Raw genomic sequence first — 12397 nt, 5'->3', positions numbered from 1 at the left:
AGAGCACTAGCCTTCCAAGCTTGTGATGCGGGTTCGATCCCCGCTACCCGCTCCAGCATCCAGGCAAATCGACACGGTAAGGTCTTGGCCGCCACAAAAGCGCCGAACCCCGCCCGATCGGATTTTTACGAGGGGTCGGAGCGGCCTCCGGCGACCAGGCGGCGCAGCATGTCCTGATGCACGGCCTGGCGGATGTCGGCGGCTATTTCGTCGGTTTCGTGGATTGTCCGGTGCAATACGCCCATCATGATACTGGAAGCGATCGCCGCGGCTAGGGCCAGGGGCTGTCCTTTGAGGCTGGTCGTCTCCGCAATCGCGAACTGGCTGGTTCGGCCGCGCAGATAGCGCAAGGCAAGCGCCAGGCTGGAATCGGCGCGGCCCCGCGCGACGGCGAGCACCAGCTCGTCGATGGCGAGCGTTCTCCTCAGCGTTGGCGTATTGTTCGCCATGGGCGTGAAAGTGCCTGGTTCCGCCGGATTTGGGGAAAGGCCGGTCAGGATATGGTAGGTTTCGTGATAGGCAAGCCGCAGGAGGTCGTCGGCGCGCTTGAAATGGTGGGAGACGGTGCCCAGCGTAAGGCCGGCGCGAGCCGCGACCGCGCGATGGGTGATCGCGCCGATCCCGCCGAGCGCCAGCAGTTCTGTCGCTGCCTGGGCGATGTTCCGGCTGAGCGCGTCGTTGCGGTCTGCAACGAAGATGGACTGAATGGCTTGTTGCTTGAGCATTGCGCGCCAGGGAGCGGGCGGCAGCGGCGCACCATCCAGAAAGGCGCCAAACCCGCGCGTTATTTCATCCAGGCTGGCGCGATCGCCGGTCCGGTTCCACCGCATCAGGTGAAGGCAAACTTCCCCGTCAAAAAAATTGTGGCAGAAATCCGCATCCGCTTCGATGCCCAGGCGTCGGCAGATGCCGAGCCAGAAATTCCGCCACAACTGATCCCAGCCAGCCCAGAGCGTACTGAATTCGGGGCTTCTGGCGGCCAGTATATGGGCTTCGCGCCAGGCCAGGGCGATAGTCCGATCCTGGCTGCACAGCTCGTCGATCAACGTCGCCATCATCGCCGCGACGACGTCCCCTGGCCGCGCGCCATCGATGTGAAGCGCGCCGAACTGGGCCATTTGCGCATCGCACCATAGCCGGGCCTGGGCCATCGCTTCGTGCGATGCGGCTTCATACAAATGTTCTACATCGTCAAAATAATAATAGATGGCAGACGGGCTGATTCCGGCCGAGGCTGCGATCGTGCGAGCCGACAGTTCGCCAGTGCCTTGATGGTTCCATCCTGAAAGAACCGCCTGAATCAGGCTATTTTTCTTGACGATAGCGTCAGAAGTGTCGGATTTTGACGGCGGCATTCCTGGGTTGCATCCTGTATTTGAACGCTCAATGTATCAGAGTTGGAAAAGAGACCAATCCCGATCTGCATATTAAAAGGGTCTCTCATCTGTCATTGCGGCGACATACAACCGTTCTAGTCGCCCCCTCGACTTTCCAGACAGGGGGACTTTCATGACTATTATCCACGGGCGCCGACATAATAGCCGCACCACCATGTTCGCGGGCGCAGCGTTGCTTGCCCTTGCCACGGCGGGTGTCGCCAGCGCGCAGGATGCGGCCGTTCCGGCTGCCGATGCCGCTGAAGAGAATGAAATCATCGTCACCGGGTCGATCAGCGAGTCGCAGGCCTCGTCGATCAAGCTGAAGCGCAAGGCGGACAATCTGGTCGACATCATCGCTGCCGATGCCGTCGGGCGCTTTGCGGACCAGAACAGCGCCGCCGCGCTGTCGCGCCTGCCCGCCGTGGCGGTGCAGCGCGACCAGGGCCAGGAACGCTATATCCAGGTTCGCGGCGCGCCCAATCGCTGGACCTCTGTCAGCATTGACGGCATTCCGATGATCGGCGTCGATGAAGGCGGCACGACCCGCGCCTATCGTTTCGACGCGGTGCCGGCCGTGCTGCTGAGCGCCATGGCGGTCAACAAGTCGCTGACGTCCGACCTCCAGGCCGAAGCGATCGTCGCCAATATCGACCTGCGCACCTATTCGCCGATGGCCCAGAAGGGTTTCCATCTTCAGGGCGACCTTGGCTATGGTTTCATGGAGCTGGGCGGCAAGGACCAGCGTCAGGGCTCGATCCGGGCGAGCTGGTCGAACGACACTGTCGGCTTCGTTGTCGGTGCATCCCATTATCGCCGCAAGCAGCTGACCGACAATCGCGAGGTCGGCGCCTACGACGACAACGGCCCGACCGTCTTCGACGTCCGCCAATATGAGGTGGAGCGCGAGAATAATGGCCTGTTCGCCGCGATCGAATATGAGCCGCAGGACGGCCAGCGTATCTATGCGCGCAGCATCTACACCGAATTCAAGGATGACGAGCAGCGCAACCAATATGTGTTCCGCCTGTCCAACGCGGCCAGCGGCACGCGGACGCAGGATAGCGGCGACCTGGTCGGGGTGCCGGTGCGCGGGTCGTTCAACTATGGCGAATATCGCACCCGCAACTATATCAACACGATCGGCGGCGAATATGAGACGGACGACGGCCTGAAGGCGTCGGTGAACCTCAACTATACCCGTACCGAGAATACCACCTATCTGCCGATGGTCCAGGCCAGCACTTCGGGCGCCAATTCGCCCTCGCTGACCTATGACAACAGCGATCCGCGCTTCCCGATCGTCACGCTTTACCAGACGGTGATGGACGGGGAAACGGCGACCCGCGGCGCTGCGCTCGGCAGCTTTGACCAGAGCAAGGTGACATCGGGCGCGCTGCTGCTGCCGCTGACGCAGGACACCTTCTCCGACAGCTATACGTTCAAGGCCGATGTCTCCAAGGCGTTCGATAATCTGACCCTGTCGGCCGGTCTTCTCTATGCCGATCGCGAGATTAACGGCTTCACCTTCGTCCAGAGCAATTATATCGTGCTCGCCACCCAGCCCTCGTTCAATCCGGGCGGTTATGTGACCGACAGGAGGTGGGACACCGGCTTCCCGCTTGGCACGGATTTAAACTATATCGACAATCGCGCGATGCGCAGCGACATCGACACACTGCTGGCGCAGCTTGAGGCGGCCGGCAGCTTCGATCCCAATGCCGTGCCGGAGCAAAATCGCTACAAGCTCAATGAGCGCACGCTTGCGGGCTATGTTCAGGGCAAATATGAATTTGACGGCGGCCAGGTCGTGGCCGGCGTGCGCGTCGAACGGTTCAGGCTCGACAATGTCGGCACCGCCGTTACCGCCGCAGGCAATGTGCCGCTGTCGGCGCCGCAGAGCTACACCGACTTTTTTCCCAGCATCAATGCGCGCTTTGACCTGACGCAGAACCTGGTTTTCCGGCTCGCCGGGCAACGCGGCATCGCGCGGCCGTCCTTTGGCGAGATTCGCGTCGGCAGTTCGATCAGCGACACGGCAATTCCCGGCACGATCAGCGGAGGAAACCCTGACCTGAAGCCCGAATATACCTGGGGCGTGGACGCCAGCCTGGAATATTATCTGCCCGGCGGCGGCATCGCGTCGGTCTCGGCCTTCCACCGCTGGGTGGACAATGTCCTCTATCAGAACCAGCAGGCGGTCGGCAGCAGCCTGTATGACAGCGACGGCGTCGATCGTTCGGGCTATCTGCTGACATCGACATTCAACGGCACGAGCGGCAAGCTCTACGGCGTCGAATTCAACTATCAGCAGCAGTTCACCTTCCTCCCCTCGCCGCTCGACGGCTTTGGCTTCCAGGGCAATCTGGCGCTGCTGAGCGGCGAATTCGACACGCCCACGCAGAAGAATATCGCGTTCCAGGGCCTGTCCGATACAGTGCTCAACACCTCGATCTATTATGAGAAATACGGCCTGTCGGCCCGGGTCAGCTATCAGTGGCGCAGCGACTGGCTCGACACGCTGGGCGGGCTTGGCAGTGGCGAATATCGCAATGGCTACGACAATCTGGACGTGTCGCTGCGCTATGCGGTCAATGACAATCTGACCCTGTTCGCCGACGCCACCAACCTGACCGACGCCATCTACATGGCCTATGAAGGCGACGAGTCCAAGCCGACCGAAGTCGAGCAGGTCGGCCGTCGCTACATGTTCGGCGTCCGTTTCGGTTTCTGAAAACAGAGATAAGGATCAACTTCATGCGCATCCCACATATTCGCGCGCTGTCGGCGCTGCTGTGCGTCGCGGGCCTGGCCCTGCCGGCCACGGCGCTCGCCCAGGCCCAACCGCAGCCTCAACCGGTGGCCCACGCCAATGGCCAGCATGAACGGCTGTTGCCGTTGGAAGGTGGCCAGAATTTCCGTGATCTGGGCGGCTATCGCACCACCGACGGCCGCATGGTAAAATGGGGCGTTCTGCTGCGGTCGGGCGCGATGTCGCGCCTGACCGACAAGGATTTCGCCTATCTCGCGTCGCTCGGCCTCAAGACCGTAGTCGATTTTCGTGATACGCGGGAGCGGACGGCTGAGCCGGTCAACTGGCCCGAAGCGAGCAAGCCCGCTGTCTTCGAACGCGACTATGCTATGGATCATGGCATGTTCATGAACCTGCTGATGGAGCCGGGCATCACCGCCGATGAGGCGAAGGAGACCATGGCGACCCTGTATCGCGACATTCCCAATCTCTTTGCCGACCAGTATCGCACCTTGTTCGAACAACTGCTCGCCACGGACGGCACGGTGGCGTTCAATTGCACGGCGGGCAAGGACCGCACCGGCGTCGCCGCCGCGATCCTGTTGTCGGTACTGGGCGTCGATCGGGAAACCGCGATCCAGGACTATCTGCTGTCGAACCGCTATTTCAAACCGCAGCCGCCCGAGGCGAACGATCCGTCGCTGGCGATGTTCAACAAGCTGCCGCCTGAAGTGCTCAAGACACTGATGGGTGTGGATCGTAGCTTTATCGAAGGCGCGTTCGCCACGATGGATGCCTATCCCGGCGGGATCAAAGGCTATTATCGCGAAAAGCTGGGCCTGGACGATCTCAAGATCGCTCGTTTGCGCGCCAAGTTCCTCACTGCCGCCTGATCGACGGTGTCCGGGGCGGCGTGTGCCGCCCCGGACCTCAGCCTGGCCTATTCGGCGCCTGTTCAACTCACCGGACCCATGAAGGCGCCCGGCGCAGCAAGTCGGTCCGTCGCCATATATCTGTCATTCTCCCCGCATAGGCCGACTGTCGGTCTGTCATGCGAATCGAGCCGGTGGGACGGTTCGGCCTCGCATGTCTCATGTGGGGAATTGCAATGGCGTCCAATGTCTTCATCAACGAAATCCATTATGACAATGCCGGCACCGATGCCGGGGAGTTCGTCGAGATTGCCGGTCTGGCCGGCACGGATGTCACCGGTTGGACGGTCGTCCTCTACAATGGCAACCCCAGCAATCGCGGCGTTTACAATAGCCAGACGCTGAGCGGCGTGATTACCGACCAGCAAAATGGTTTCGGTACGATCCGCATCGACTATCCTTCCAACGGCATCCAGAATGGCGGATCGGGCGCCGATGGCGAGCCGGACGGGATCGCGCTGGTCGATGCGGCGGGCAATGTCGTCCAGTTTTTGAGCTGGGAAGGCAGCTTCGTGGCGGCGAGCGGTCCGGCGGCCGGCATGACCAGCACCAATGTCGGCGTCTATGAAAACGGGTCGCAGACCGGCACATCGATCGGCCTGATCGGCAGCGGCGACAGCGTCGATGATTTCAGCTGGGCGCTGATCAACGGCGCCACCGCCGGCGACGTTAATGCCGGCCAGAGCTTCGGCGGCGGCGACCCGGAACCGCAGCCCGGTGCGCTGTCCATCGCTGACACGAGCATCGTCGAAGGCGACGCCGGCACGCAGGAGATCGTCTTCACGGTCAGCCGCAGCGGCGGCAGCGCCGGCGCGGTCGCCGCCACATGGACGCTGATGCTCGACGGATCGGCCAACGCCGCCGACTTCGCGCCGGGCCAGGCGATGAGCGGCACGGTCAGCTTCGCCGACGGCGCCACCTCCGCCGAAGTCCGCCTGACGGTTCAGGGCGACACCGATTTCGAAAGCGATGACAGCTTCACCGTCACCCTGTCGGACGCGGCCGGGGGCGCGACACTGGGCGATGCCAGCGCTGTCGGCACGATCGTCAATGACGATGCCGCGCCCCCCAGCCCGGCGGCCAATGTGTTCGTCAACGAAATCCACTATGACAATGTCGGCACCGACACGGGCGAGGGGATCGAGATCGCCGGCACCGCCGGCACCGACCTCACCGGCTACAAGATCGTCTTCTACAATGGTTCCAACACGCCCGACGCTGCGGTCGTCTATGACACGCTCAACCTGTCGGGCGTGATCGACGATGAAGGCGATGGCTTTGGCGCCCTGTCCTTCGCGCGTGCGGGAATCCAGAATGGCGCGTCCGACGGTTTCGCGCTGGTCGCGCCCGACGGCACGGTGATCCAGCTCCTTTCCTATGAAGGCAGCTTCACCGCCGCGGCCGGCACGCCTGCGGCCGGCATGACCAGCATCGACATCGGCGTGTCGCAAGACCCCGCGCCCGCATCCGGCCTGACGCTGCAACTCACCGGCGCGGGATCGACCGCCACCGATTTCAGCTGGGTCGCCAACGGGTCCGAAAGCTTCGGTTCGCTCAACGCCGGGCAAAGCTTCCTGCCCGCCGATGGCACCGGCCACCTGCGGATTGAGGATGCCAGCGTGGCGGAAGGCGACACCGGGCTGACCGACATGGTCTTCACCGTGCGCCGTGCGGGCGGTCAGGCCAACGAGGCCTCCGTCGATTATTCCGTCGATCTGGACGGCGCGGCGAGCGCCGACGATCTGGGCACGGGCGCGGTGCTGACCGGCACGCTACACTTTGCTGCGGGCGAGTTCGTCAAGCAGATCGTCGTCCCCGTGCAGGGCGACCTGGTGGGCGAGGGCAATGAAACGCTGACGGTGCGCCTGGGCGCGACCAGCGGCGACGTTGTGATCGACCGCGCCGAGGCGACCGGCACCATCGTCAATGACGACCCGATCGCGCTCGACATCGGCACGATCCAGGGCGAGGGCCATGTCTCCGACTATGTCGGGCAGGTCGTCACCACCACCGGCATCGTCACCGCTGTGGACAGCAACGGCTTCTATCTTCAGTCGGCGATCGATGACGGCAATGCCCGCACCTCCGACGGCATCTTCGTCTTCACCTCGACCGCCCCCGCCGTCGCCGTGGGGGATGCCGCCAGCGTTCAGGGCGTCGTTGCTGAATATGCCGCCGATGCGCAGGCGCTCTCGCTGACCGAGATCGTCTCCCCGACCGTCACCGTCACCAGCAGCGGCAACGCGCTGCCCGACGCGGTGCTGATCGGGCAGGGCGGCCTGCTGCCGCCGAGCCAGTATCTCGATAATGACGGCCTCACCAGCTATGATCCGGCGACAGACGGCATCGATTTCTGGGAAGCGCTGGAAGGGATGCGCGTCACCATCGACGCGCCGCAGGTCGTGTCCAACACCAACGGCTTCGGCGAAACCGACGTGGTCGCCTCGCACGGCGTGGGCGCCACCGGCATCAACGATCGGGGCGGCATCACCATTTCCCCCAATGCCGACGGGACGATCGACTATAATCCCGAAAAGATCCAGATCGACGATGACAGCGCGATCTTCTCCGGCTTCAATCCCGACTATTCGATCGGCGATCAGCTGAGCAGCGTCACCGGCATCGTCAATTACAGCTTCGACTATTATGAAGTGCTGGTGACCGAAGCGGTGACCGTCACCAGCGACGTGACGCTGGACCGGGAAGTGACCACCCTGTCGGGCGACAGCAACTATCTTTCGCTCGCCACCTATAATCTGGAAAATCTCGATCCGGGCGACAACAAGTTCGACATCCTCGCCGACAATATCGTCTACAGCCTGAACGCGCCCGACATCGTGGGCGTGCAGGAAATCCAGGATGCCGACGGCGCTGGCTCGGGGGCCGACCTCTCCGGCACCATCACCGCCCAGGGGTTGATCGACGCGATCTACGCTGAATCGGGCGTGCGCTACGCCTATGTCGAAATCGCGCCCACGGTCGCGGGATCGACCGGTGGTGAGCCGGGCGGCAATATCCGCAATGGCTTCCTCTACAATGTCGATCGCGTCTCCTATGTCGAGGGCAGCGCCGAGCTGATCACCGGCGCGGCCTATACCGGCAGCCGCAACCCGCTTGCCGCGCAGTTCAGCTTCGCGGGGCAGACGATCACCGCGATCAACGTCCACTTCACCTCGCGCGGCGGCAGCGAGCCGCTGTGGGGCGACAATCAGCCGGCGGTTGCGGGTGGCGAGTCCGCCCGCCTCGCCCAGGCCGAAGGGGTCAAGGCCTATATCCAGGAGCATCTGGCCGACGACCCGTCGCTCAACCTGGCGGTGCTGGGCGATTTCAACGGCTTCTATTTCGAGGATTTCCAGACCCTGCTGACCGATCCGGCGCGGGGCGGGATGCTGACCAACCTCAACACGCTGCTGCCGCCCGAGGAACGTTACAGCTACATGTTCGAGGGCAATGCCCAGCAGCTCGACAATATCCTGGTCACTGGCGGCCTGGTCGGCGGCGCGCACTATGACGCGGTCCACATCAATGCCGAATTTGGCGGCGACCGGCCGACCGATCATGATCCGCAGCTCGCCCTGCTGATGCTGGGCGCCGCGCCTACCGACCTGATCCTCGATCATGCGAGCGTGAACGAAAATCTGGCGGCAGGCAGCATCGTGGGCACCCTGTCGGCCACCGACACCGCCAATGACGTGCTGAGCTACAGCCTGGTCGATGATGCGAACGGCCTGTTCGTGGTGGACGCGGCGACCGGCGTCATCACCACCACGGCCGCGCTCGATCATGAAGCGATGGCCGCCTATGACATCGTCGCGCGCACGACCGACAGCGGCGGCCTGTCGACGGAGCAGGACTTTACCATCGCCGTCAACGATGTGAACGAAGCGCCGACGGCGGCGAATGACGCCGTGGCCGTCAATGAGGATGCCACCAGCGCCAATCTGTGGCAGGCGCTGCTCGCTAACGATAATGATCCCGACACGGGCGACACGCTGGCGATCAGCGCGGTTGACACGAGCGGCACGCTGGGCAGCGTCATCTTCGACGCCGATACGCAGCAACTGCGTTATGTCGCCGACAATGACGTGTTCGATGCGCTCGCGCCCGGCGTGACGCTGACGGACAGCTTCACCTACACGGTGACTGACAGCCAGGGCCTGACCAGCACCGCGACGGTCGATGTCACCGTCACCGGCATCAATGATGGCGTCCGGCGTATCGGTTCCATCTTCTCCGACACGATCAAGGGCACGGCGGGCGAGGATCGCCTGTCGGGCAGCCTGGGCAATGACAAGCTATACGGCCTTGGCGGCCATGATGTCATCGATGGCGGCATCGGCAATGACCTGCTCGATGGCGGCGACGGCAATGACGTGCTGTTCGGCGGCCTGGGCAAGGATATGCTGATCGGTGGCGCGGGTAATGACATATTGTTCGGCGGTCTGGGCGACGACATTCTGACCGGCGGGGAGGGCGCAGACGCCTTCCACTTCGGCCGGGCGGAGGGCAAGGACCAGATCCTGGACTTTGACGTCACGTCCGACAGCATCGTGCTGGACGACGGCATCACGCTGTTCCGCACCAAGGTGCAGGATGTCGATCATGACGGCGTCAAGGATCTGACGCTGACCTTTACCCAGGGCACCAGCGTGACGCTGATGGGCGTCAGCGACGTGAACGCGGTCGAGTTCGCCGCGACCGATTATTGGTCGGACAACCAGCCGGGCCTGGTCGGCTTTCTCGACATGATCGGTGATTTTCTCCACCATTTCCCGACCTCGGCCGACCTGCACCAGTTCGGCTGATCCGGCGGCGCCGCCGGCCCGCTATCTTCCAGGTGGCGGGCCGGAGCTGCCGCGCTCGATCAGGGTGAAGAGAAATTCGGGCGTTTCTCTCGCGCCATTGGCCAGCGCGTCGATCACCGCGCGACCCATATCCTCCAGCGGCTGTCGGACCGTGGTCAATGGCGGCCAGGAGGTGAGGCTGGCAGACGTATCGTCGAAGCCCGCAACCGACAGGTCCTCCGGCACGCGCAGGCCCAGGCGGTGCGCCAGCGTCAGCATACCGAGCGCCATTTCGTCATTGGTCGCGAAGACGGCGGTCGGCGGTTCGGGCAGGGCGAGCAGCGCCTCCCCCGCCTCGATCCCCGACGCGAAGTCGAACCGGCCGGGCAGGAACAGCGCCTCGTCGATCGCGATGTCCGCTGCCGCCAGACCGTCGCGAAAGCCATCGACCCGGCGCAGCGCGGCATGATGGCTGGGCGGCGGGGTGATGATCCCGATGCGGCGGTGGCCCAGCCCGATCAGATGGTCCGCGACCATCCGCCCCGCCGCCCGTTCGGGCGTATGGACGGTGAAATCGGCGGATGGGGTCGATCCCGCGATCCGCGCGCAGGGCAGTTGCATCTCCGCCAGCCGCGCCAGCAAAGCCTCATCGTCAGACAAAGGCGGCACCAGCAGCACGCCATCGGGCCGCAGCGCCGCGACCAGCCGGTCGAGCACCTCGAACCGCTCCTCCCCGTCCGGCGATATGGGTTCGACCACCAGATGATAGCCCAGGTCGCGACACCGCCAGGCCGCGCCCATCTGGATGCGGCTGACATAGCCGGGGGCGGGGTTATTATAGAGGAAGGCGATCATGAAGGATCGCCCGCCCGCCAGCCGGCGCGCCGACTGGTTGGGGCGATAGCCCAGTTGATCGATCGCGGCCTGCACCCGTGCGCGCAATTCCTCACTGACATTGGGCGCGTGGTTGACGACGCGCGACACTGTCTTGATCGAAACCCTGGCGATGGCGGCGACGTCGTGGATGCTCGTCATTGGTCCTGGCTCGGCGGGCGGGAAAAGCTTGTCATGCCCCGTTTCCGCAACTGTTGGCAAGATGCGGCGCCCCGCCTTATGGTGCCGGCATGAGCAATGTCATCAATCTGCGTCAGGCCCGCAAACAAAAGGCACGCGCCGACAAGGCGGCCGGGGCGGCGGCCAATCGCGCGAAATTCGGCCGCACCAAGGCGCAGCGCGCCGCCGATACGTCCGAGGAACAGAGAAGGGCGGTGACGCTGGACAATGCGCGCCTTGAAGGAAATCGCGATAAAAAGCCGGATGATCGGTAAGACGTTCAGCTATATTTTTAGCTAAATTCGTAAATACTCCGTTCATGTCGGTGTGAACGGATATTAATATTCGTCAGATTAACCGAATGCGCCCTCGGTTCATCGCGATTTTAACGCGATGACTGCGATTAATTGCCCGGTTGATTGTTGTGTATTTGCTATGACTGGACATATTCGCAACATTCGCCCCGCCAGGGCCGCGATCGCCGCTGTTCTGGCCTTCAGTGCAACCCCCTTGTTCGCGCAGACGGAAGCGCCGCCGCCTCTGGTCGTTCCGACGCCCGCGCCGGATGCGACGACGCCCATGCAGGCGCCCGCGCCTGCCTCCGTCGCCCCTGCCGCTGCCACCCCGACACCGATCTTCAAGCCGAGCGAACCCGTGGTGCAGGCGACCCCGCCCATCGATGAACGCATTGCGGCCGCACAGGTCGCTGCCAAGGCCGAGCAGGCCGCGCAACCCGCGCCGCAGCCGGTCCACCGCGCCGCCGCCACCCGTCCGCAGCCCGCCGCGGCAGCGCCGGCCGAGGGCATAGCGGAACGAACGCCTCAGCCTGCCGTCCCAGCGCCGATCGCCACTGCGGAGACCGCGCCGCCGGCCACACCCGCAGTCGCGCCCGCGCCTAGGGAACAGGCGGTCGCTACGACCTCCGCCCCGGCGGGTGCGCAGGCGCGCACCGACCAGGCGCTGCTCTGGGCCTTGGGCGGTGGCGCTCTGTTGTTGCTGGGCCTGGGCGGCGCGGCGATGATGCGTCGTCGTCGGCCCGACGATGCCGATGCGACGACGGCTGCGCCCGGGCAGCTTGCCCCTGAACCCGTTGTGGTGCGCAGAGCGGCCCCGGCGCCTGCCATGGCCCGTCCGCTGGTCACCGCCGACGCCACGCTGGATGCGATGGTCGCCGCGCCGCCCAGCGCCGACAATCCCTTCATGACCCGCTCCAAGCGCCTGCGCCGCGCCAAGTTCCTGCTGGCGCAGCGCGAAGCGGCGATGCAGCCGCCAGTCGCGCAACGGACCGTCCAGCCTGCCCCCGTGCCCACGCCCGCGGCCGATCGAAGCCAGACCGTCTACCACTTCGGCGCGGATCGTCAGCGCCAGGGCTTCATGAAGCCGCGCACCCGCTGATATTACAGCAGGAAAGGACCGGAAGCCGGGCGATGCTGCGCCCGGCTTCCGCTTGTCCGGTTGCGCTTTGGCGGCTTGCCTGATACCGGGCGCGCGCACCGTTTT

The 12397-nt window shown here is 64.1% G+C and carries 8 protein-coding genes and 1 pseudogene; 6 read left to right on the top strand and 3 right to left on the bottom strand.

What is annotated here, in order from left to right; genetic code table 11:
* Nucleotides 1-125: 125 nt before the first annotated feature.
* Complete coding sequence (locus C100_RS49210; RefSeq protein ID WP_235219121.1) at nt 126-725, bottom strand: TetR family transcriptional regulator; 600 nt, start codon at nt 723-725, stop codon at nt 126-128.
* Between C100_RS49210 and C100_RS49205 the strand changes: the two genes are divergently transcribed.
* Nucleotides 711-1136 (top strand): hypothetical protein, encoded by a 426-nt coding sequence (locus C100_RS49205; RefSeq protein ID WP_235219120.1) that lies wholly within the window; start codon nt 711-713, stop codon nt 1134-1136. The two genes, C100_RS49210 and C100_RS49205, sit on opposite strands and share 15 nt — an antisense overlap.
* Nucleotides 1137-1175: 39 nt before the next feature.
* Here C100_RS49205 and C100_RS49570 read toward each other — a convergent pair.
* Nucleotides 1176-1355 (bottom strand): annotated as a pseudogene (locus C100_RS49570) (TetR/AcrR family transcriptional regulator); the annotation flags it as partial.
* Nucleotides 1356-1509: 154 nt separating this feature from the next.
* Between C100_RS49570 and C100_RS41250 the strand changes: the two are divergent.
* From C100_RS41250 to C100_RS47605, 3 genes are all read left to right on the top strand, one after another.
* A complete protein-coding gene (locus C100_RS41250) occupies nt 1510-4110 on the top strand; it encodes a TonB-dependent receptor (protein WP_031309949.1) in 2601 nt (866 codons plus the stop codon).
* Nucleotides 4111-4133: 23 nt separating this feature from the next.
* Nucleotides 4134-5021 (top strand): tyrosine-protein phosphatase, encoded by an 888-nt coding sequence (locus C100_RS41245; protein ID WP_024020965.1) that lies wholly within the window; start codon nt 4134-4136, stop codon nt 5019-5021.
* Nucleotides 5022-5236: 215 nt separating this feature from the next.
* The gene (locus C100_RS47605; RefSeq protein ID WP_024020964.1) at nt 5237-9865 is read left to right on the top strand and encodes an Ig-like domain-containing protein; all 4629 of its coding nucleotides are present in this window, start codon (nt 5237-5239) and stop codon (nt 9863-9865) included.
* Between the two features lie 21 nt (nt 9866-9886).
* Here C100_RS47605 and C100_RS41240 read toward each other — a convergent pair whose 3' ends face one another.
* Entirely contained in the window at nt 9887-10879 is a 993-nt protein-coding gene (locus tag C100_RS41240; RefSeq protein WP_024020963.1) for a LacI family DNA-binding transcriptional regulator, read from the bottom strand.
* An 89-nt stretch (nt 10880-10968) separates the two neighbouring features.
* Here C100_RS41240 and C100_RS41235 point away from each other — a divergent pair, with 89 nt between their 5' ends.
* Entirely contained in the window at nt 10969-11172 is a 204-nt protein-coding gene (locus C100_RS41235; RefSeq protein ID WP_024020962.1) for a DUF4169 family protein, read from the top strand.
* Between the two features lie 160 nt (nt 11173-11332).
* Nucleotides 11333-12292 carry a hypothetical protein gene (locus C100_RS41230; protein ID WP_024020961.1) on the top strand — a complete coding sequence of 320 codons (960 nt, stop codon included), beginning with the start codon at nt 11333-11335 and terminating at the stop codon, nt 12290-12292.
* Nucleotides 12293-12397: the final 105 nt, after the last annotated feature.

This window comes from Sphingobium sp. C100 (genome assembly GCF_000508185.1).
In the GTDB taxonomy this organism is placed as follows: domain Bacteria; phylum Pseudomonadota; class Alphaproteobacteria; order Sphingomonadales; family Sphingomonadaceae; genus Sphingobium.
This window is presented reverse-complemented; position numbering and strand designations above follow the sequence as displayed.